The organism is Oceanobacillus picturae (assembly GCF_000612865.1).
Lineage (GTDB): Bacteria > Bacillota > Bacilli > Bacillales > Amphibacillaceae > Oceanobacillus_B > Oceanobacillus_B jordanicus.
Window position 1 is genome coordinate 47,721 of record NZ_CCAX010000003.1, and the last position, 20,363, is coordinate 68,083.

20 protein-coding genes, 1 pseudogene and 1 riboswitch are annotated in these 20,363 nt (G+C 39.1%); of the genes and pseudogenes, 11 read left to right on the forward strand and 10 right to left on the reverse strand.

Annotated features, from left to right (window positions below; all coding sequences use genetic code 11):
* Positions 1-121: 121 nt before the first annotated feature.
* Positions 122-637, reverse strand: coding sequence for a DoxX family protein (locus BN988_RS14735; protein ID WP_036577640.1), 516 nt, complete (start codon positions 635-637; stop codon positions 122-124).
* A 373-nt stretch (positions 638-1,010) separates the two neighbouring features.
* Between BN988_RS14735 and BN988_RS14740 the strand changes: the two genes are divergently transcribed.
* From BN988_RS14740 to BN988_RS14760, 5 genes are read left to right on the forward strand one after another with little or no spacing between them, the layout of a single operon-like run.
* On the forward strand, positions 1,011-1,742 hold the full coding sequence (locus tag BN988_RS14740) for a hypothetical protein (protein WP_036577641.1): 732 nt from the start codon (positions 1,011-1,013) through the stop codon (positions 1,740-1,742).
* Between the two features lie 16 nt (positions 1,743-1,758).
* On the forward strand, positions 1,759-2,157 hold the full coding sequence (locus tag BN988_RS14745) for a GntR family transcriptional regulator (RefSeq protein WP_036577642.1): 399 nt from the start codon (positions 1,759-1,761) through the stop codon (positions 2,155-2,157).
* Between the two features lie 2 nt (positions 2,158-2,159).
* On the forward strand, positions 2,160-3,011 hold the full coding sequence (locus BN988_RS14750) for an ATP-binding cassette domain-containing protein (RefSeq protein WP_036577644.1): 852 nt from the start codon (positions 2,160-2,162) through the stop codon (positions 3,009-3,011).
* Positions 3,012-3,032: 21 nt separating this feature from the next.
* Entirely contained in the window at positions 3,033-3,971 is a 939-nt protein-coding gene (locus BN988_RS14755) for an ABC transporter ATP-binding protein (protein ID WP_036577646.1), read from the forward strand.
* On the forward strand, positions 3,964-5,202 hold the full coding sequence (locus BN988_RS14760) for an ABC transporter permease (RefSeq protein WP_036577647.1): 1,239 nt from the start codon (positions 3,964-3,966) through the stop codon (positions 5,200-5,202). Before BN988_RS14755 ends, BN988_RS14760 begins: the two co-directional genes overlap by 8 nt.
* 263 nt (positions 5,203-5,465) lie before the next feature.
* On the opposite strand, the gene BN988_RS14765 is transcribed toward BN988_RS14760, so the two are convergent.
* On the reverse strand, positions 5,466-6,041 hold the full coding sequence (locus tag BN988_RS14765) for a hypothetical protein (protein ID WP_036577652.1): 576 nt from the start codon (positions 6,039-6,041) through the stop codon (positions 5,466-5,468).
* Positions 6,042-6,230: 189 nt separating this feature from the next.
* Between BN988_RS14765 and BN988_RS14770 the strand changes: the two genes are divergently transcribed.
* Together BN988_RS14770 and BN988_RS14775 are read left to right on the forward strand one after the other, a co-directional pair.
* The gene (locus tag BN988_RS14770; RefSeq protein WP_036577653.1) at positions 6,231-6,770 is read left to right on the forward strand and encodes a flavodoxin family protein; all 540 of its coding nucleotides are present in this window, start codon (positions 6,231-6,233) and stop codon (positions 6,768-6,770) included.
* A 357-nt stretch (positions 6,771-7,127) separates the two neighbouring features.
* Positions 7,128-8,240, forward strand: a complete 1,113-nt coding sequence (locus tag BN988_RS14775) for an N-acetylmuramoyl-L-alanine amidase (protein ID WP_036577654.1) — start codon at positions 7,128-7,130, stop codon at positions 8,238-8,240.
* 215 nt (positions 8,241-8,455) lie between these two features.
* Here BN988_RS14775 and BN988_RS14780 read toward each other — a convergent pair whose 3' ends face one another.
* Positions 8,456-8,977 (reverse strand): GNAT family N-acetyltransferase, encoded by a 522-nt coding sequence (locus BN988_RS14780; RefSeq protein ID WP_036577655.1) that lies wholly within the window; start codon positions 8,975-8,977, stop codon positions 8,456-8,458.
* Positions 8,967-10,019, reverse strand: a complete 1,053-nt coding sequence (locus BN988_RS14785; protein ID WP_036577656.1) for a MerR family transcriptional regulator — start codon at positions 10,017-10,019, stop codon at positions 8,967-8,969. Before BN988_RS14785 ends, BN988_RS14780 begins: the two co-directional genes overlap by 11 nt.
* A 124-nt stretch (positions 10,020-10,143) precedes the next feature.
* Between BN988_RS14785 and BN988_RS14790 the strand changes: the two genes are divergently transcribed.
* Positions 10,144-11,421, forward strand: coding sequence for a hypothetical protein (locus BN988_RS14790; protein WP_036577658.1), 1,278 nt, complete (start codon positions 10,144-10,146; stop codon positions 11,419-11,421).
* 45 nt (positions 11,422-11,466) lie between these two features.
* Here the strand turns inward: BN988_RS14790 and BN988_RS14795 are convergent, their stop codons facing one another.
* Together BN988_RS14795 and BN988_RS14800 are read right to left on the reverse strand one after the other, a co-directional pair.
* Positions 11,467-11,781 carry a DMT family transporter gene (locus BN988_RS14795; RefSeq protein ID WP_036577660.1) on the reverse strand — a complete coding sequence of 105 codons (315 nt, stop codon included), beginning with the start codon at positions 11,779-11,781 and terminating at the stop codon, positions 11,467-11,469.
* Positions 11,781-12,122, reverse strand: a complete 342-nt coding sequence (locus BN988_RS14800; protein ID WP_036577662.1) for a DMT family transporter — start codon at positions 12,120-12,122, stop codon at positions 11,781-11,783. Before BN988_RS14800 ends, BN988_RS14795 begins: the two co-directional genes overlap by 1 nt.
* Positions 12,123-12,183: 61 nt before the next feature.
* Positions 12,184-12,283: riboswitch (guanidine-I (ykkC/yxkD leader) on the reverse strand.
* A 191-nt stretch (positions 12,284-12,474) separates the two neighbouring features.
* On the opposite strand from BN988_RS14800, the pseudogene BN988_RS14805 reads away from it, so the two are divergent.
* Both BN988_RS14805 and BN988_RS14810 read left to right on the forward strand, forming a co-directional pair.
* Positions 12,475-13,039 (forward strand): annotated as a pseudogene (locus BN988_RS14805) (AAA family ATPase).
* 43 nt (positions 13,040-13,082) lie between these two features.
* Positions 13,083-13,940, forward strand: coding sequence for a metallophosphoesterase (locus BN988_RS14810; protein WP_036577681.1), 858 nt, complete (start codon positions 13,083-13,085; stop codon positions 13,938-13,940).
* A 64-nt stretch (positions 13,941-14,004) separates the two neighbouring features.
* On the opposite strand, the gene BN988_RS14815 is transcribed toward BN988_RS14810, so the two are convergent.
* The 4 genes from BN988_RS14815 to BN988_RS14830 all read right to left on the reverse strand — a co-directional run bounded on the left by BN988_RS14815 (position 14,005) and on the right by BN988_RS14830 (position 19,082).
* Positions 14,005-15,048, reverse strand: coding sequence for a ribonucleotide-diphosphate reductase subunit beta (locus BN988_RS14815; RefSeq protein ID WP_036577682.1), 1,044 nt, complete (start codon positions 15,046-15,048; stop codon positions 14,005-14,007).
* Positions 15,029-15,463, reverse strand: a complete 435-nt coding sequence (locus BN988_RS14820) for a flavodoxin (RefSeq protein ID WP_231495257.1) — start codon at positions 15,461-15,463, stop codon at positions 15,029-15,031. The genes BN988_RS14815 and BN988_RS14820 overlap by 20 nt, the downstream gene beginning before the upstream one ends.
* The gene (locus BN988_RS14825) at positions 15,460-17,658 is read right to left on the reverse strand and encodes a ribonucleoside-diphosphate reductase subunit alpha (protein WP_051558064.1); all 2,199 of its coding nucleotides are present in this window, start codon (positions 17,656-17,658) and stop codon (positions 15,460-15,462) included. The genes BN988_RS14820 and BN988_RS14825 overlap by 4 nt, the downstream gene beginning before the upstream one ends.
* Before the next feature lie 587 nt (positions 17,659-18,245).
* Positions 18,246-19,082: an MBL fold metallo-hydrolase gene (locus BN988_RS14830; RefSeq protein WP_036577687.1), complete on the reverse strand. Its 837-nt coding sequence runs from the start codon at positions 19,080-19,082 to the stop codon at positions 18,246-18,248.
* 163 nt (positions 19,083-19,245) lie between these two features.
* Between BN988_RS14830 and BN988_RS14835 the strand changes: the two genes are divergently transcribed.
* Entirely contained in the window at positions 19,246-20,358 is a 1,113-nt protein-coding gene (locus tag BN988_RS14835; protein ID WP_036577689.1) for a DUF3137 domain-containing protein, read from the forward strand.
* Positions 20,359-20,363 lie beyond the last annotated feature (5 nt).

Below are 20,363 nucleotides of genomic sequence, written 5' to 3' on the forward strand. Positions count from 1 at the left end.
TTCCATTTAGAGAGCATTTAAACGTTAGAAGTCCTGCTTTGATTGTCGGGCACAAAAAAGCCCGGATTTCAACCGGGCTTCTTTTGATTTACTCGCTCTTAAAACTGTTATCGTTATTTGACTACGCGACCGCTAATTCTTTTTTCTCTTTCTTATTACGGCGAGGCTTATGATTTTTCAAGAATGGTACAACCCATCTGTCTAAACCAAATCGTCCGGCGTTATACCCAGCTGCTATAATAAATACGGTTAGTAAAACCATTTGTGCATTCGTGCTTACTGTTCCACTAAATAGGAAAGCGAAATTCATTGTGATTGCCATTAATGCTGCAAAGTTTGTAAAGATTCCTAAAATCAACGCTGCTCCTACAAGGATTTCACCCCACATAACCATGAAGCTGAATAAGCCTGCGTTTGGAAGAGCAACCGTTTCTAGGAAAGTGGCCCACCAACTTTGTACAGCAGGGTGATCTCCACCAGCACTGTTAATAGCACCTTGTATAAACCCAGTTGCATCAAATCCACCACCCGTTAGTTTTCCCCATCCACCTGTTAACCATTGATATCCAAGATATACTCTCAAGAACGTTAAGATAGCTGCTGCAACACTACTTTTTCTAATAAAGTTGTTCATCATTTTTACCGACTCCTTTTTATTTTTAAATGATTGCTCAATACTTCACAATATATTGTGTGTTTCCTTCTTACACTTATATCTTAGCATCTTTTTCCAATAAAAAAAGACATTTGCTCACTATTTCACAATTAAGACACAAAGTTATGGCAAACCTGTGTCGTGGTGCGCTTTGCCGTGAAGTTATGACGTGTGAATCGAGAGAAATGCTTGGCAGAATGATCATCATTGACCCTATGACGGGCATATCGAGAAAATTACCTTGGCAAACTGCACATCATCCGTTTTATCTTAAAACTCTCTTGACTTTGAATCTACTATTGACATATACTGTGTATATAAACATATACAGTATAACAGTTAAGGGGTTGAGATTATGTCAGAATGGAATCAGGCCTATCAGCTCGCTAAGCTTGAGCTACGGGCTTCAAAACTTAGTTTTATCTACGGATTTGTACTCACGATGTTCGTAACACTATTTCTCATTACCACATTGTCATCTTATTTGGACAATGGGTACGTTGGTTTTGATTTCTTTTTTCTGCTTTTATTTTCTGTAGGTGCTATTTGGGCAAAACCAAAGGAGTTTCAAATTCAAAAGGTTAGTGGTGTCCTCCTAGCATCCCCCATATTAATGATGCAGCTGGCATTACCTATAAAGCGTTCGGTGTTGGTAAAAAGCAGGTTTATCATTCAGTTTTTTTACTCTTTCCCGTATCAACTGCTTTTCTTAATCGCCTTCTATATCTTTTCTCCCATTAATAATGTATTGAGCACACAAGAATATTTAGCTTTTGCAGCATTATGGATATTGATTGGCATATTTTTTGGCTCTGCCCTGCCAATAGCAGATGCTGGGGATACGAGTAAGCTTACTACAACGGTTGCTGGATCTATTTTTTCTAGTTTAATATTACTCATTGGCTCATTCACGATCCTTACAACAGTGCATGTCAGCACAGGAGAAGGACCCGTTTATTGGAGTTTAGTAGCAGTTAAAAAATGGCCTGTCGCCTCTCTAGCGGTTGCATTACTACTTACCTTTGGGACAATGGGATATTGGATTTCCTACATGAAAAAACGAGTAGGGAAACAGGATTATCTATAAAGGAAGGATGTTTACAATGGAGTTACCAATAAGCCTTTCCAAAACTTCTCGTGAACCAATTTATCATCAAATTGAGAACCAAATAAAAGCACTCATTGCTGGTGGTTATTTAAAGGCCGGGTCTCCACTTCCCTCCATTCGCCTTATGGCAAAGGATTTAGAGACGAGTGTCATCACGATTCGTCGTGCCTATCAGAATTTGGAATACCAAGGATTTATCCAGACAGAACAAGGCAAGGGTACCTTCGTAGCAGAGATTGCCAACGAAAAGAAACAACAGATTAAGGTAACAGCCGTCTATCAGGCGTTTGAAAATGCCTTAGACGTCGCGCTCAGCTACGAGTATACAGTAGATCAAGTGAAAGAAATATTCGCGGAAGTTGTAGAATCTCGCAAGCCTAAAGGAGATGCATAAACATGAAGGCATTAGCAGAAGTAAAACAGGTACAAAAAAATGTGGACGAATTTAAACTCGGTCCAGTAAGTTTATCAATTGAAGCCGGGACGATAACAGCATTAGTTGGAACGAATGGTTCTGGAAAAAGTACGCTCCTTAAGCTGATGATGAATCTAGCTAAAGCAGATGCTGGCAATATTAAAATCCACAACATGTTTGTGAACGGTCTTAATGAAGAGTGGAAAACCCATATCGCCTACCAGCCACAAACGATGATAGGTTGGGATGCCTTTTCTGGAAAAGCGTTAAGAGACTTTATTGCACCATTATACCCGGCGTGGGATGATCAGCAATTTAACGATATTATTCAAGCCTTTTCTGTTCCATTAAATAAGCGGTTTGGAAAGCTCTCTCAAGGAATGCAACAAAAACTTATTCTTGCGTTAACTGTTCCAAGAAACACCTCCATCCTACTTCTTGATGAACCAACAGCGTTTATGGATATTCCCTCCAAGCAAAAGTTTGTTGATTTGCTTATAGAATGGATGGAATCAGGGGATCGTGCCATCGTTATGAGCACACACCAAGTTGCCGATATTATGAAACTTGCTGACTACTTGTGCGTATTACAAGAGGGAAAATGGATGGGGACATATGAAAAAGAAACGATTCAACATATGTATTGTCAATACTGGATGAGGGACGCATTACCTTCAGAGTCCCTACCCGGCGAAGTTTCCAGGGAAGGAAACCAGTTTATCACAAGCAAACCGGAAGCAATGGACGCATACATGCGAGAACATGACCTCCATTGCGTAAATCAGAAAACGTTGAACCTCGAAGAATCCCTCAGCCTATTACTGAATAAATAAGAAAAAGAAAGGAAGAGGAACATGGATAAGATGCTCTCTGTTTCAAACTTGGGGAAGGCTTTTAAAGACAAACAAGTAATTTCCAACATCTCTTTTGAAGTACACAAAGGGGAAATCATGGCTATCTTAGGCCCTAACGGTGCCGGCAAGTCTACCACCATACGCAATATTATGGGAATCATGTATCCAGATGAAGGAAGTATTCACTTTCAAAGTACCAATGGGAAGGAAATTCCAAGACATCGGATTGGTTACCTTCCCGAGGAACGAGGTTTATATAAAAATGTAAAGGTAATGGATATTCTTCTATATTTGGCTGATCTCAAAGATTATCCGCTAGATAAAGCGCGTACGAGAGCACTCGAATACTTAAAAAAGTTCGACTTGGAAGGAAAGGATAAGGTTTCTGTAGAAGAATTATCTAAAGGTATGGGGCAAAAGGTACAGTTTATTGCTTCGATAATTCATGAACCAGAACTACTCATTTTAGATGAGCCATTCTCCGGGCTGGATCCTGTTAGCCAGGAATTATTTAAAGATGAAATTCGCAATTTAGCAAAAAATGGAACAGCTATACTTCTATCTTCTCACCAAATGAACCTTGTCGAAGAAATGGCTGACCGTTTATTCATGATTCATCGTGGAAAAAAGGTTATTTACGGGACGATGGACGATGTGAAGCTAGAATATGCCAACTTCAAATGCACCATTCATGGGAATAATGATCCTAAACAATTAGAGTTACTACCAGATGTTCAGCGAATTGAAGTAAATGAGGGAAGTACCATCCTCTATTTGGATAAAGATGTTAACCCAAACAGGTGGCTTAAACAGCTACCAGAAGATCTACAAATACTTGAACTAAAAATAAACAGAGTGTCCTTGCACGAAATCTTTATTGATATAGCATCAGATAAAAACCTCTTACAGGAAAAGAAAGCGGGTGAAGTGTATGCGTAACACGTTGAAAGTCGCCAAATGGGAAATCAAGCGAAACATGAAAAATAAATCCTATCTTATTGGTCTAGTATTAACTCCTTTACTTATTATCGGATTTATGGTGATTAGTAGCCTCTTTGATGATTCCGAGGAAGAAACAGCAGATTCGGCAATGGTGTTTGTTAACGATCAACTTGATGTATATGACGAAATGGCAAGAACGTTAGAAGAAACAGGTATTAGTTGGAATTTTATGCAAACAGATTTAACAGAGGCTGAAGCACAAGAAGAACTGGAAAACAGTGAAGAAACAGCCTATATTTTCGTTGACCAGGAAGGTGTTGAAGAAGGAGCATTATCTGTTTACACGTCCGACGATATGGACTCCTTCTTTATGAGTGAAGTTCAGATATTAACTGGTCCTATTCAATCGAAGCAAATGGAAGAGCTAGGGTTAACAGACGCCCAGCTTGCGGGCATTAACCAAGGAGTTCAATTCGTAGAAGCTGGTGATGACACCGCTGCTGAGGCCAGTGAAAGCAGCTTAGCGGGAATGGAAGAAAATCCATTACAAACCTTGGTACCTGGAATCTTTGGTGGCTTTGTCCTATTATCCGTTGTCTTTACAGGGATGGCTATTTTTCAAAGTGCTTCCCAAGAGAAAAAAGATAAGATCGCAGAGATCATTCTGTCTTCACTAACGCCAACTGAATTGATGCAGGGAAAGATTATCGGTTATTTCGCTTTAGGTCTCATTCAAACGCTTGTCTCTACAGTACTTCTATTGCCAGTTTTAATGTGGCGACTGGATGAACCACTTCTAGAATATTTATTAGTTCCAGAGCTTGCCTTGTATCTACTTATTGCAATTCTTGGCTATCTGCTATTCGCCTCTATCTTTGTAGGTATTGGTGCGACGATGGCTGATGTTACAACTGCAGGAAACTTCCAAGGCTTTGTCATGATGCTACCATTTTTACCATTTGTCTTTATCGGGCCTGTATTAAGTGACCCAAGTGGACTTATGGCTCAAATAGGTACCTATATTCCATTCACATCGCCTGCAGTCCTGCTGCTTCGCTTAACCACACTGGAAGAATGGCCATGGATTGAAATTGGAATCTCCTTAGCTATTCTTGCTATAAGTGTTTGGGCATTTATGAAACTGGCAGGAAAAATATTCAAAGTGGGTATTCTGATGTATGGAAAAAATGCGACACCAGGGGAAATCATAAAATGGCTTAAAGCTTAAATTATTGTAACGATAACGGGACAAAAGGATTTACGCAAAAGATAAAGTGAAACTTCAATCAGTGGGGTTTTCATTCTCCCCCACTGATTGTTAGTTGAACCAATGGGGGGTGATAACGTCCGTGTACTCCCTCTTAAACATCACTGTTTCACCTCATATTTTTAAGTGGGAGACTTCGTATATTTCTTACGCTTATTCTAGCTGTCTTCCGTCTCTTGACTAAAAATTTTTGTTATATCCGGTCTCGTTTTTCACATGCCAAATCAAGACCCATTTTCAGCTGTAGTTTGTTGATAAAAGGTGATAAATTGTTCTAAATTACGACCCATTTCTCCATAAAGATTTCCTATTAGAATGCGTAAATCCTTTCTTGTCAGCCCTTCACTCATTTGAATAAAGGTAATGCTATCCTCTAATTCTATAGTAGCATTCAAAGCGGTTTTCAAATACATTCTTGCTTCATTACTGTAGGTTTCACTAAAGCTTAGCGTAATAAGCATATCGCGGTATGTTGCTACTTGAAAACGCAACTCCTCTAACGTATCATCAGTCATTCTCCATTCATGTTCGTTTTCCATCAAAACCTGTTCAAAAAAGTCAAAGGCCGCTACCGCTGTAGCATATGTGTTTGTTTGCTCCTTGTTTTCATTTATTAATTTCTTATATGATTGTAATGTGTCTACATATTGTTTAACTACAATAGGGTCCTGTTTTATTGTATAGGCCTTTGCAACACTTAAGCTCGCATAGGGAAACACCCACGTTACGGTAAGAATGGATAGGATCAAGATAACGATTACGATACTTATTCGTTTAACTAGGATTTTATAATTTTGCACGACGTCTCCAACTCCCATTATAGGACTTTTTTAACCTAACTAGAAAAGAACTTTACTTCTAAATTACATTATGATGAATAAACTTAATTAGACCGCTACTATATACCTCAATGAATGAAACTTATCCTCCAACCACTGTTATGGTAGCAATAGTATGCCGCAAAGCTCGAAAAACAAGGAGGGTATATAATGAAGATCGCTGTGTTTCACGGCTCCACACGAGAAAAAGGAAATACGGAATATTTAGCGTATCAGGCCGTACCAAGGGATAAGGCCACCCATCTCTATTTAAGGGATTATGAGATTCAGCCTATTACAGACTTACGCCATTCACCAGAAGGGTTTCCTGACATACAGGATGATCATTTACAATTGGTTGATCAAATGCTCGAACATGACATTATTGTTTTTGCTACCCCTATTTACTGGTATGGAATGGCCGGCCCATTAAAAGTATTTATTGATCGCTGGTCCCAAGTAATGAGGGATACGAATTATGCCCATTTCAGAGAAGAATTGGGCAAAAAGAAAGCCTACTTCATTCTTGTAGGCGGGGACCAACCAACTGTAAAAGGCTTGCCCCTTATACAACAACTGACATACATCTGCCAATTCTACGATACAAAAGTGGGAGGCTATGTCATTGGAGAGGCCCGGAAGCCTGGAGCGATAGTTGAGGACCACCGTGCACTTGAAGCTGCTTCAACGTTAATTAGCGAACTTCAATAATTTCTATTAAAACAGCTGCCCGCTTGGACAGCTGTTTTTAGTTTACCTTGGATTTCCTGAATGCCCACGAGAGAACCAGTACAATGAGAAACGAAAGTAAGACATGGAAAATGACTCAAAGAATTTTAGTGAACGCTTACTAATACTATTCTTTCTAAATATATATGGGTTTTCTGAACGCTTTAAAAGTTCTTCTTACCTAAACATATTCTACAATGGTCCTCCTTTTCCTGCTTCCTTCTCATTTCTTACTATATTCTAGTCCTTCCGATTTGTTTTCTATAAAGCACGTTTAATTTCTAGCAATCTAGGAAAATACTATGCCATAATAAAGTTATTCAATTAAAGGAGGCTATCATGAAGATTAGTAAAGCACTTATTATTTTTATTGTCTTAGTCGGAACCTTTATCTCCCTACCAAAACAAGGGAGTGCAGAAAGTGGTGACGTCTATGAAGTTGGCGACATTGTATTAAACGTAAGAAGTGAGCCATCTAGCACGGGCCCTGTAATCGGCAAATTACATAAAGGAGACCAGGTAATTGCCTTTAATGAACATTATGGCTGGCTACAAACCTATTATGATGGCGAGGAAGCATGGGTTGCAGCACATTATTTAACCAAGGAAAATCAAGAGAATCCCATTTCAAAAAGTGAACCTCAAGAGCTTGAGGTAACAGGTCAAAGTGTTTATATCCGTTCAGGCCCAAGTACAGACTTTGCCATTGTGGGTTCTGCCACTATAGGTGATACATACAGCACGGTAGAGACAGAAGCTGATTGGTACAAAATTAAACTACACGATGGTTCAACGGGATGGATTGCCTCGTGGTTAACGGACAAATCGATTAAGGCGGATGCTTCCAAGGAGAAAACCGGCAAGAAGGCGGGAACTGTTGCCGAGGAGGTAAAAGGTGTTTCCACTAGCAGCCCACTTGATGGGTATAATATCGTAATTGACGCAGGGCATGGAGGAAAAGATCCAGGCGCCATTGGACTAAATGGTACGGAAGAAAAAACAGTAAATAGTCAAACAGCAAGCGAAGTTGCTAAAGTCTTAAGCGCTAAGGGAGCTACTGTCATTCAAACTAGAAGCAAGGACACCTTCCTCTCACTCGACAGGCGCGCAGAGATAAGCAACACCTATAATACAGATGCGTTTATTAGTATTCATTATAACGCGTTTCCCGTCCAATCGGTTCAAGGCATAGGTACTTATTACTCCTCCCTGAATAAAGACCATGCATTAGCAGAAGATATTCAAAATAAACTATCCGGATCTCTCCCTCTTTATAACCGTGGGTTATTTCAAGAAGAGTTTCGGGTGTTACGTAAAAATAATGCACCAGCAATATTACTTGAATTAGGCTTTCTCACAAATCCTGGTGACTATGCAACCATTCAGACTACCGGTTATCACCACCAGGTTGCAGAAGCTATTGCAGACGGGTTGATAAATTACTTTCATTAAATGTAGACAAGGTCGGGACATAACAAAAAGTTTTAGTCAAAAGACGAATGATAGCTAGAATAAGCGTAAGAAATATACGGAGACTCCTATGGGAGGAAGGCCTAGGTGAGACCCCGGAATGCGGAGCATCCGGAGGCTCACCAGCCGCCCATGGAAAGCGGAGTATATTTCTGAAGCGGTTCTTCAAAGGACATTCATTCGGATTTATCTTTTGATTAAATGCTTTTGTCCCGTCCTCCTTTTAAATTTAATAACTTAGAAAAGATATATTGTTCACCTGATTTCCCATTGATTCTTCGACCTGTATCATGGAAACCGCTCTTTTTATATAATTGCTGTGCGACACCATTTGCACTATTAACGGCCAGAACAACTTCATCTATCGTTGGGAATGATTCTGCTAAAAACAAAGTGAGTAGTTCCATGGAACTTTTTGCAATACCTTTACCTTGAAAGGCTGTCTGAACAGAATAGGCACGCAATAGAATAGCGTTAGGATTTTTCGAATAGGGTCGTACCCCTATCTTCTCATGAAGTACGAAAAACCCTGCAGGAATTATTCCGGTTAAAATGACTAAAGGGTACCGACTTGGATCTTCCTTACACTTTTTCAGTGCATCGATTGGATGCGCTGTATATTTTAATTGCTGCTTCGTTAAATGATACGATTGCATCTGAGCCTTATTTTCAGTGGAATAAACCTGTAAGGATACCCTTTCCATTGTTTCACCTTTCATTTTCAACATGCTTCCTAGCATAAATCATACTTAAAATAGAATTAAACTGATGCGTTTCCACCGTGTAATCATGTTTCTCCAACCAATCAACTAGTTGTGAACGATCTGCATAATACTCATCTTCTATCGCCCCAATTGCTTCAACATTACCTTCTTCCCGAAAACTTTGCATGATATGCTGTCTATGTTCCTCATTTAAAAACATGAGGTCTGCTATGCAGATTTCTCCATGCCTTTTCAAAACACGATCCATTTCTTCCAACGCTAGCAACTTTTCGTCATCGGTTAAATGGTGTAAGGCATAACTGGAAACAATGGCATCTACCTGCATGTTCATTACTGGGAGAGCTAGAAAATGACCCTTCCTCGTTTCAATCTCTGGATGCTTCTCTTTACAGACAGCAAGCATTTCCTCGGATTGATCTACGCCAATAACCTTTGCTCCACTTTCTATAAAACGTGACCCCAAATTACCCGTGCCAATCCCTATATCAAGAAAAAGATCACCTGAATTTAGCTGAATCGTATCGACCACTTTATTTAACGCTGTTTCATAATCTTGATGAACATTAAATTTGTACCCATGCATTTTAATGCTTTGGTCATAGTCATGGGCTTGGCTATCAAAATTCCATTTATCCTGCCAATTTTTACGCATTGCTTTCAATGTTTTCAATTGTTTCGCCAATCCAAACAAGTCGTTGGTAACACTATCTCCTTTTCCAGCTCGTTCTGTCATCAGATCAAGAGTCTGAATCATGTCTTTCAGCTCTAACCATTGCTCATAAAGCACGCCTCGCTGCACATTTAAATAATCATCCACTCGCATATCCTTATCTTTTAATAAGCTATGAATCGCTTCAACTGGAAGTCCCACTTCACGAAGTGACAGGATCGTACTCAATCTTATCAGGTCTTCATCATTAAAAAACCGGTACTGATTGTTCTCTTCCTTTGCAGGAGTAATAAGTCCCTTTTCCTCGTAATACCTAATTGTCCGAGTTGATGTCTCTAATTTTTTGGCTACTTCTTTTATATACATATATCTCACAACCTTTCGTCTATTATACTAAACGTTAACGTGACGAGAAGGTAAAGCATTTTCTTTTTACCCTGATTACACCATGTTATACTTAAGGAAATTGTAGGTAAAGTGAGGACTAAACATGAATGAACGATTACAGGAGCTGGCTGACTCCTGCCAGAAAAATTATGGCCTTGATAATTATTACTTAGAAAGATACCATCTTTTTCGTGACGATAACAGCAACGTAGAAAACGCCTTTCTTTTCTCAATGGAATGGGTTCCGAGAGTCGTAGAAGGAGAAGTAGAGGAAGGGCTAAATCCTCCAGGTACTGCTGTGATTGAAATAGAACTTGAGTCGAAGAAACTACGTCACTTCACATTTGTACAAGACGCAAATTTAGTGGAAGAACAATTTTTTCCACAGTTAAAGGACGGTAGTGAAGCCATCATCGAATGGGTAGAAGAAACTACCGCCCTGGAATTCGGAAGACAGTTCCAGCTAAAGGATGAAGCGGAAAACGGTCTTCGCTTTTTGGCAGCAGCTGATAACATCCCCGTATTTCCTGTTGGTACAATTGAAGTAATGTTTAACGAAGAAGGTAAGCTATCCCAATTTTCCATGGATGGCAGTTTTCCGCAAGAAGATCAAGTTAAATGGGAACCATTCGCTCTTACCTCTTCTATTGTAGATCCCATTATCCTTAATCAGCTTCAATTATTGGAGATTCCTATTGAAGAGGAGGAGCGTTGGCTTCCGGTTTTTGGAACTACCACTACATTCATAACCAATGACAAGCAGCATATCATCCCGTTTGAAAAAGCAGAAATGCGGGATAGCTATGAAATCGTAGATAGAAATATAGAATGGGACTCCGAGGCTACGGAAGAAACCTTCGTTCCTCAAGAGATTGACTTATCACATGAGGTGTCTTTAGAGGAAGCTTTAGCAAACAAGCCAGACGAAAATAAACGTCCTTTAACTCCAGAAGATATAGAACGGAGTTTTGAGGCTGTAGGTGCCTTTACAAAGGAAAAATACCCAGAGGAAAGTGGCAAATGGAAGCTATACGCTATTTTCCGCGAACACGGTTATCTGATTGCAGAGATTTGGCCTAAGGTGCAGGATAAAAAAGTTATACAGCATAAGCTAAAGCTGTTTATTGATCCAGCCACATACAGGGTACTCAATTTTACAGATAACGAGTTTATACTTGAAATGTTTAACCATTTTTCTGAAGCTGAATCTCCTGTGTTAACCAGGGACAAAGCATTCGAAAAATTGCATAGCTATATTGAGATCACACCTGTCTACATTTATGAACCTAATAGTGAAACCTATCAACTTTGCGGTAAGGTCGACTGTTCTTACGGGGTAAATGCTTCGACCGGTGACGTGATTTTATTAGACGAACTATAATGAAAAAGCCAAGTCACTTATGACTTGGCTTTTTCATTTTTGATGTTAGGAAACCAGTTTCAAACCAATCACTGCACCTAATATCATTGTAATAAACATAATTCTCTTCCATTCTTTTGATTCTCCGTAGAGGATCATGCCTAAAATGGCGCCCCCTGCTGCGCCTATTCCTGTCCAAATGGCATAGGAAATTCCCATTGGAAGTGATCTCATTGCATAGGCAAGGAATAGAAAACTAGCACTAAAGCTAATGATTAACAGAATTAACGCCTGCAGATTACGATCCCTGTGCAATTTATTTATCATGGAAACTCCAAGCATTTCAAATATACCTGCTACGATTAAAGAAGCCCAAGCCATTATGATTCCACACCTTCTTTTACATTATCCTGAGTAACTAGTTTCAGTCCCATTACTCCTGCCAATAAAATCAAAATTAAAATGACTTTAGGTAAGTTGAGTGGTACCTCAAAAAACATAAAATCTGCAAGGACCGTCCCACTAGTGCCAAGCCCAACAAACACTGCATACACAGTTCCTACAGGAAGTTGTTTACTAGCCATAATCATCAAGTAAAAGCTGACATAAATAGCGATTATTGTTCCAGTCCACTCCCAAATTCCATCAGCATGCTTTAAGCCGATGACCCATAAAACCTCGAAAATCGCGGCGATTATTACTTTAACCCAGTTTGCATTCATTTTAGCCGTACCTCCATTTGTATTCCCAAAATAAAAATGCCCGAGAGAACTATAAAATCGTTCCTCCCAGGCTTTTATCCTTCCGTGACACAGCAAAGGCTGTGAGTTTTCTCTCGGACCAGACCAACGTGTTTCGTTGCGGAACCCTAGAAAACTTATCTCATATGCTATTATTCATTATTATATATCCCATAATAAATTAGTCAAGGTTCATCCCTTTTACCTTTATACGACACTGTCCGCTCCAATTGGTAGAGTACTATATAGAAGGAATCTAAGCTGTTTATGTTGAAGTAGTATATGAAAGTTCATATTTAGATTTTAATACTCTCCGTATATAGAAGGAGGAATAATGAAAAGATTAGTTATCATGACTGTTGGTAAAACACATAGTGGCAAAACTACATTTGCTAGAGCCTTAGATAAAGAATTGGATAACTCTTTCGTAATGGACCAAGACAATCAAGCAGCGTTCTTAAACACTTTTTATGCCAAACTGCAGCCAAAACAAGGACCAAACATACTTAAACACAGCCTCTCTCAGTTAATTGTTCATTATGCTATAGAAAATACTGAGTTACACCTTATTGTTTGTAACTCAAACCGAAGCCAAAAAAGTCGATTGGAGTTACTAGAAGGACTCTTTAATAAAAAACAGTTTGTTCGTATTCTGGTTCATTTTGATATCCCAGATAATGTTCTCATGGAGAGAATTATCCGAAGCAGGCGTAGTACAAATATATTTAGAGGGGCTTATACTAGTTTTGGAATTGCACCTAAGGCAACAAGCTGAATCCCAATTAGAAGACATCGTAGATCCTAAAGAGGAAGAAGCAGACTATCTATTTGTAATGAAGCATACCGAAGAAGTAGATTCCGTGATTAAGAGGATTGTGCAAATCTCTAAGATGTTATAATCACCTTTAGAGTAATTATGATAAAAAACAAAGGAGATACACATTGAAAAAGATATTAAGAAAGTGGTGGTTATACGTGTTAATTGGAATCGTTTTGTTAATCGTATTCTTTTATTATCAAAACAATTCTATCGTAATCAGTAAACATACGAAACAATCGGATAACCTGCCAGAAGTGTTTGATGGATATAAAATTGTGCAACTATCTGATTTACATAACAAGTCTTTTGGGGATGATCAAAGCTACCTAGTCGAAAAAATTAAAAAGGCAGAGCCAGATATCATTGTATTTACAGGTGATGTAATAGATTCAAGGCGATATGACGTGAAACCTAGTATCAAGTTGATGGAAAAAATCGTGGATATTGCCCCAGTGTATTATGTAACAGGAAACCACGAATGGCGGTCACAGAAATTCAATTCATTAGAGGAAAAGTTAAAAAATACTGGTGTACATGTGATGAGAAATGCAACAGAGGAAATCACTCTAGGGTCAGAGAAAATTAGACTAATAGGAGTGGATGACCCTTCGCATAACAATGGGATTGAGTCTGACGTCGTGACAACCGGAGATTATATTGAGAGTGCTTTAAAAGATGTTGACGATGAGGAGACGTTCCAAGTTTTATTATCACATAGACCTGAATTATTATCTCTTTATAGTAAATATGGGATTGACTTGGTGTTTTCAGGACACGCTCACGGAGGACAGGTTAGAATTCCATTTATAGGTGGTTTAATTGCCCCGAATCAAGGGTTATTACCTATGTATACTTCCGGTGAACATATAGCAAACGACACGACAATGATTGTAAATAGAGGGCTCGGTAACAGCCTTTTTCCACTAAGAGTTTTTAACCGCCCCGAAATTGTTGTCGTTACATTACGTACAGATGAATAAGGATTCGATTCATATAGCAAAGATGCTTGGAGATTATCCAAGCATCTTTATTTAAACTATCATTTTACAAGTCATCAAAACCGTTTAGGTCACTTGTTTTGGTATATTGTCTTGATTTCTGTTCAAAGAAATCCGTTTTTGTACCATCAAAGTTATCCACATAAGCGCGAATCCACTTCATAGGATTCTCTAAGTTCTCTGGATATATCTCGCTTAATCCAAGCATCCGAAGCATTTTGTTAGCACGATATTTAACATAGCCTGCCATCTCGTCCAAATCGATTCCTTCTACATCTTTTAGGACATAAGTGGACCATTCGATTTCTAAGTCAACAGATTCTTTAAATTGCTCATATACCCATTCAATGAACTCTGGGGTATTATAAGAAGGGTTTTCATCCAATGCTGCCCGGAATAGTTCCGCGATAAACCGGCCATGCTCTAGTTCATCCCGGTTAATATAACTAATCATCGTAGACGTCCCGACCATTTTATTATGTCTAGCCAAATTATAGAAAAAGGCAAACCCAGAATAGAAGAACATCCCTTCAAGTAATGAAGTGTAGACAATCGTTTTTAAAATGTTTTCCATTGTTGGTTCTTCCACAAAAGCATTGTATTGCTTAACGAGATTCTCATTTCGCTTTAGAAGAATGGGGTCTTTCCGCCCAAGCTGAAATGCCTCATTCTGTTCATCCAGGGAAACAACGGAAGACAACACATAAGAATAACTTTCATTATGCACTGCTTCCTGCTGGGCGATTACTGCCATAATCGATTGAACAGAAGCATCACTCGCATACAAAGAAAGCAATAATGCTGTCCGTGTTTGTGGTGCATCCAATGTTGACAAGAGACCAATAATTTTTAAATAGGCATCTTGCTCAGACTTATCCAGTGAAGCAAACTGTTTTACATCACTGGACATATTGACCTCATCGGCTTGCCAATAGTTTCCGATCAGTCGCTTGTACATCTTGTACCAGTGTGGGTAGGCAATGTCATTCCAGTTTAATATGCCGCTGGATTTCCCACCGAAAATTCCCGTCGATTTGTTTGGGTTTAACGGCTCTAGTGTTTTAGCCTTTTTAAGCATAGCTTCTTGCATAATTAAGTACTCCTTCCACCCAGTTCTTTACTTTCTTTTCCTGGCTGCCACGGGGGGATTGTTCGATTTTTAGTCCAGCCCATTTGCTGTGATAAAATGTTGTGAGCTTATCTACTGCCTTACAGAACAGTGCATCGCCCCCAAACTGGGTATCCCCTGTGCCAAAGACAGCTACGTTTTCAGGCTTGTAGCCGACTTCGAGCACAAAGTCCTTCACTTCATCAGGGGTGGAACCCATATCCCACGTAAAAGTTCCAAGAAAAATAAAATCATAATGCTGCGCATCTATAGGCTGGTCGATACCAATTCGGTGAATATCCAGCTGAAGGCCTTCAGCCTCCAGCTGTTCTCCAATAAGTTCCGCTACCTCTTTTGTATTACTACTATAAGAAAGATACGCTATTAGTGCATTCAACTTTGACACCACTCACATTCTTCGACATCGTTGGATGTAGAACGGACATAGTAGGTTGTTTTCAATCCTTCACTCCAAGCGCGCATATGAAGATCAAGTAAAACAGATGCTTTTATTGTATTTGGCACATAAAAGTTAAATGAAATGCTTTGATCAATATGTTTTTGTCTTGCAGCATTTTGCTTAATAGACCAGCGTTGGTCTACGATATACGCAGAACGACGATAGATATCGTACGTATTATGGTTTAAGTCAGGTGCCGTTGTTGGAATTTTAAAGTCCTTCTTCTCTTCGTTGTAGAAGGCCTTGAATATCGGATCAATACTTGCTGTTGAGCCTGCAATCATAGCTGTAGTTGAGTTCGGCGCAACCGCCATAAGATAACCATTTCGCATCCCGTTAGCTGCAACTTCTTCTTTTAATGCAGTCCACTTCTCGTCGGTATAACCTTTTTTCGTGAAATAGCTTCCTGTTTCCCAGTTACTTCCGGCAAACGCTGGATAGCTGCCTTTTTCCTTACTTAATTCCATACTGTTTTTAACCGTCAGATAAGCAACCTGTTCATAAAGGTCATCTGCAAATTGAACAGCTTCCTCTGTCTCCCACTTCATGTTCTTCAATGCTAGAAGGTGATGCCAGCCAAATGTTCCAAGCCCGATAGCACGGTATTTTTGGTTTGTCATTTGCGTTTGCTTGATTGGCAATGTGTTTATATCAATAACGTTATCAAGCATGCGAACCTGTATTTTAATAAGGCGGTCTAAAACACCGTCAGGGACAGCTTTACCTAGGTTAATGGAACTTAGATTACATACCACATAATCGCCAGCTTTATATTTCTTAACAATGGTATCTTCATTTTCTACATATTCTTCCAGAAATTCAGTCGGTGACTGATTTTGCGTTATTTCCGTACAAAGGTTTGAACAGTAAATCATACCATTATGCTCGTTACTGTTCTGTCTATTTACTTCGTCACGGTAGAACATGAATGGTGTACCTGATTCTAATTGTGACTTCATGATGCGTTTCATAATCGAAATAGCAGGTACTTGTTTCTTTGTAAGAAGATCAGACTGTACACACTCTTCATACTTCCTGCGCCATTCGCCATCACCTTTTTCTTCATCATAGAAATCTTCAAGGGAATATCCCATTACTTCACGGACTTCATGTGGATCAAATAGATACCAGTCTCCCCTGTTTTCTACCTGCTCCATGAAATAGTCTGGAAGGCAGACACCAGTGAAAATGTCATGTGCGCGCATTCTGTCATCGCCGTTATTCAACTTAAGATCAAGGAATGCTTCAATGTCATGATGCCAAACGTCAAGGTAGATTGCGATCGCACCTTTTCTCGTTCCAAGCTGATCGACGTTGACTGCCGTATTATTTAATTGCTTAATCCACGGCACGACACCGCTTGACATGCCTTTATAGCCTTTAATTGAGCTACCACGACCACGGATTTTACCCATATAAACACCAATTCCGCCACCGTTTTTCGATAACTTGGCAATATCTGTATTACTATCATAGATGGATTGCAGGCTATCGTCTACTGTGTCAATAAAACAGCTGGATAATTGGCCATGTGTTTTCCCTGCATTTGTTAGCGTTGGTGTTGCCACTGTCATATATAAGTTACTTAAAGCCCAATACGCTTCTGTAACAAGTTGCTCTCTTTGGGAGGATTTCTCATCTTGCATAAGATACATCGCAATAACCATCCAACGTTCCTGTGGCAGCTCGTAGATATTCTTTTCATGATCTGTTGCAAGGTAACGTGTTGCAATGGTGTGTAGTCCTAGATAATTAAATAACAGATCTCTTTCAGGGGCGATCATGTTCGCAAACTGATTAATTTCAGCTTTGGTGTATTTATCTAGCAGGTTTGATGCATAAACACCTTCATTTGTTAGTGTCTGGATCAACTCGTATAGATCTCCGTATTTTTTTTCAGGTGCGTAATGGCGGTTTTCACCCGCAAGACGGTAAAGACGATTCAGATAGATTCTACTTGCTAGATATGTCCATTCAGGTGCTGCTTCATCAATATTTTCCAGCGCATTTTTAACAAGTGTATCTGTCACTTTTTCATCAGTCATCTCAGCATGAATGGCTTTTGCCGCTTTTTGCTTATAAGCCTCTGTATTGACATTCAAACCTTGTGCTGCCTCGTCAATTAACTGCATTATTTTTTCTTCGTTGGATAGAATTACGGTATTCACGATGAATCCTCCTCTTAATCTATGTAATTGCTTCCCCTAGTTTTCTCAATATAAAACCGCTCATCAGACTAATAATGAACGATTTTTAACCGAGAATACACACGGAGATTCAAAACGTTAAGCAAAACTAGAAGTTCACTAAAATTTAACTACCTTTTCTAGGTTGTTTTATGGTAAAGTAGAACGTGCGCGATTATGCTTTTTAGCGCCGTTTTCCGGTGTTTTAATCATGTTGCTAATATATTATAAACTATAAAAAACACTATATATAGTGTTTTTTTCTTTACAATCACCAATATCTTGTATTTAAAGACTACCATATTGCAAAAATGAAATCAAGCAAAGAAGAACTCCAAAAATGCTCATAAAAATCTAGGATTTCTTATCATTTCGTTGTTTTTCACCCATTATCTATTTAAAAAATATTTTTTCTCTCTCACCTATTTTTCTAGTTAATAGAGAGGAGGGATTCTATTAAAACATGCCGAATGAATTTAAGCAGTTATTAATGCTCAACTACCATTCGGCATTTGTGTTTCCCTCAATTCTGTTTATCTCTCTCCTTCTACATATCGTCCGTGACTCGGAACGGCTATCTCTTTAAAATGATCAGCTAGATATGTTAACCCATCAAGCAACTTGTCACCCGAAACAGGTACACCATGCCCCGTGACACCATGAAGTGGTTTTAGATGTACTAATTTTTTCACTGACGCTTCTGCAGCCTCCCAATCAGGCGTAAAATACCTTGGTGGCCCATGAATCTCCATCTTCTGTTGTACAACCTCCAACATATCTTCCTGTTTCACTGTTGTAAACGCATCCCCTGCAATTAACGTCTTATCAGTAAAACGAAATGCAGAAATATGTCCTGGTGTATGGCCAGGGGTATGGATCCATTGCCAACCAGGCATGAACGGAATCGTCCCATCGTGTGGCAACTTATGAATGTGCCCTGATAGATCGACTGGTCTATTTGGGAAGAATGCAGATAACTTTGCAACCATACCACCTGACACGCTTGGATCGGGTTCATTGTAACGCGTTTCACCTGTTAGGTATGGAACTTCTAACGGGTGAGCATAAACCGGCACACCCCACTCCTCTACAAGCTCAACTACAGAACCTACATGGTCAAAGTGTCCATGTGTTAAAATAATTGCCTTTGGCTTTGCTCCTTCTCCAAACAACTGCTCTGCCTCTGCCTTAATCTTAGAAGCAGAACCTGGCATCCCTGCATCAACCAGCACCCATTCCTCTTTATCACCTACATAACATACATTCACAATTTGGTTTGTATAGCAGTGCACCTTATCAGCAACTAATTGTACGTTTCCACTCCCGACAGATGTGAAGGGCATTTTTCTCCCTTCATTCTTGTGGTTCATATGTCCTCTCCTCTCATTTATGATTGTTTATCCTTTCCCTTTGTTTCCATCCAGATAAACAAGACTTGTCGCATAGTGCTTTTGGATTATTTTTCATTTATCTTCCTAGTTTATTGGGATAATTTGCTATACTATCCATAACAAAAAGCGGGAGAGGAAACGGATGAAAAAGTGGGATGAGGCATACCAGCTTGAGCGATTTGCAAAAACAGAGGAAGAATTTGATGCGTTTTATGAAGAAGAGCTAAAAAGCGATGTTGAACGTCTGGAAGCTGAAAGAAGAAAAGCAATAGGCCTTACCAAAAAACAGGCAATGAAACTATTGCCCGCTGTTGTCGTATTACTATTAAGCTATTTCTTTTGGCCCTTTATTATAGGCTATCTATTTTTTGGCATCCTTTTTATTTGTACCTTTCTTTTTAAAGATATAGAAAGAAATCGTAGGGAACTTGAAAAAAAGATAAAGGAAGAGCTTGTCACAGATATTGTGAAGTTTATTAACCGAAGATTTACTTATTCTCGAAGAAGGTACGTTCCGCAAGAGGATTTTATTAACTCAAACATTTTCGATATCGACCCAAATCGGTATAGAGGAGATGACTTAATTAAAGGAAGTGTAGGCAGCAGTGTAAAAGGAAGTAAGAGCCAACCTAAAACGGAGCTAATGTTTTCGGAAGTTAAAGCCTTCCACGTTGTTCCCTTTAAAGATAGAGAAGGTAAGAAAAAGCAACGTATCCGCCCATTATTCAAAGGCCTCTTTTTTGTGGCTGATTTCAATAAAGATTTTGATGGGCTTACCATTGTCACCCCACAAAATGACCGGACGGTAGCCAAAAAGCAGAAAAAGAACAGTAAGGATAGGTTAGAAGCGGTAGAACTGGAAGACATCGACTTTATGGATACTTTTGATGTTCGAACAACAGATCAGATTACAGCGAGATATATCCTGACACCAAATTTCATGAACAGGTTACTTTCCTTTACAACACGGGATCGAACAAAAGAGATCCCCAAACCAGCTTCATTTAAAGAAGCATCTCAAATTGCGATGAATGCACGATACTCCCCACAATTAAACTTTGTAAATCCACCTTACTTCTCTTTTAAGGATGGTAAAATGTATTTCTTGCTACCAACAGAAAAAGAGCATTTTACGTTTAGCATCTATTTGCCTTTAACGAAAGAAGTAATGAAGGGTTACTTTCACGACATTAATATTGCCCTAGAGCTAGTGGATGAACTAAATCTTAATTTAAGAATATGGAATAAGGAATAAAGCGT

Excerpts from the sequence above, each read along its gene's own strand:
- BN988_RS14735 (WP_036577640.1), bottom strand. The coding sequence starts at position 637 with ATGATGAACAACTTTATTAGAAAAAGTAGTGTTGCAGCAGCTATCTTA.
- BN988_RS14740 (WP_036577641.1), top strand. The coding sequence starts at position 1,011 with ATGTCAGAATGGAATCAGGCCTATCAGCTCGCTAAGCTTGAGCTACGG.
- BN988_RS14745 (WP_036577642.1), top strand. The coding sequence starts at position 1,759 with ATGGAGTTACCAATAAGCCTTTCCAAAACTTCTCGTGAACCAATTTAT.
- BN988_RS14750 (WP_036577644.1), top strand. The coding sequence starts at position 2,160 with ATGAAGGCATTAGCAGAAGTAAAACAGGTACAAAAAAATGTGGACGAA.
- BN988_RS14755 (WP_036577646.1), top strand. The coding sequence starts at position 3,033 with ATGGATAAGATGCTCTCTGTTTCAAACTTGGGGAAGGCTTTTAAAGAC.
- BN988_RS14760 (WP_036577647.1), top strand. The coding sequence starts at position 3,964 with ATGCGTAACACGTTGAAAGTCGCCAAATGGGAAATCAAGCGAAACATG.
- BN988_RS14770 (WP_036577653.1), top strand. The coding sequence starts at position 6,231 with ATGAAGATCGCTGTGTTTCACGGCTCCACACGAGAAAAAGGAAATACG.
- BN988_RS14775 (WP_036577654.1), top strand. The coding sequence starts at position 7,128 with ATGAAGATTAGTAAAGCACTTATTATTTTTATTGTCTTAGTCGGAACC.
- BN988_RS14780 (WP_036577655.1), bottom strand. The coding sequence starts at position 8,977 with ATGAAAGGTGAAACAATGGAAAGGGTATCCTTACAGGTTTATTCCACT.
- BN988_RS14785 (WP_036577656.1), bottom strand. The coding sequence starts at position 10,019 with ATGTATATAAAAGAAGTAGCCAAAAAATTAGAGACATCAACTCGGACA.
- BN988_RS14790 (WP_036577658.1), top strand. The coding sequence starts at position 10,144 with ATGAATGAACGATTACAGGAGCTGGCTGACTCCTGCCAGAAAAATTAT.
- BN988_RS14795 (WP_036577660.1), bottom strand. The coding sequence starts at position 11,781 with ATGGCTTGGGCTTCTTTAATCGTAGCAGGTATATTTGAAATGCTTGGA.
- BN988_RS14800 (WP_036577662.1), bottom strand. The coding sequence starts at position 12,122 with ATGAATGCAAACTGGGTTAAAGTAATAATCGCCGCGATTTTCGAGGTT.
- BN988_RS14815 (WP_036577682.1), bottom strand. The coding sequence starts at position 15,048 with ATGCAAGAAGCTATGCTTAAAAAGGCTAAAACACTAGAGCCGTTAAAC.
- BN988_RS14825 (WP_051558064.1), bottom strand. The coding sequence starts at position 17,658 with ATGCAGTTAATTGACGAGGCAGCACAAGGTTTGAATGTCAATACAGAG.
- BN988_RS14830 (WP_036577687.1), bottom strand. The coding sequence starts at position 19,082 with ATGAACCACAAGAATGAAGGGAGAAAAATGCCCTTCACATCTGTCGGG.
- BN988_RS14835 (WP_036577689.1), top strand. The coding sequence starts at position 19,246 with ATGAAAAAGTGGGATGAGGCATACCAGCTTGAGCGATTTGCAAAAACA.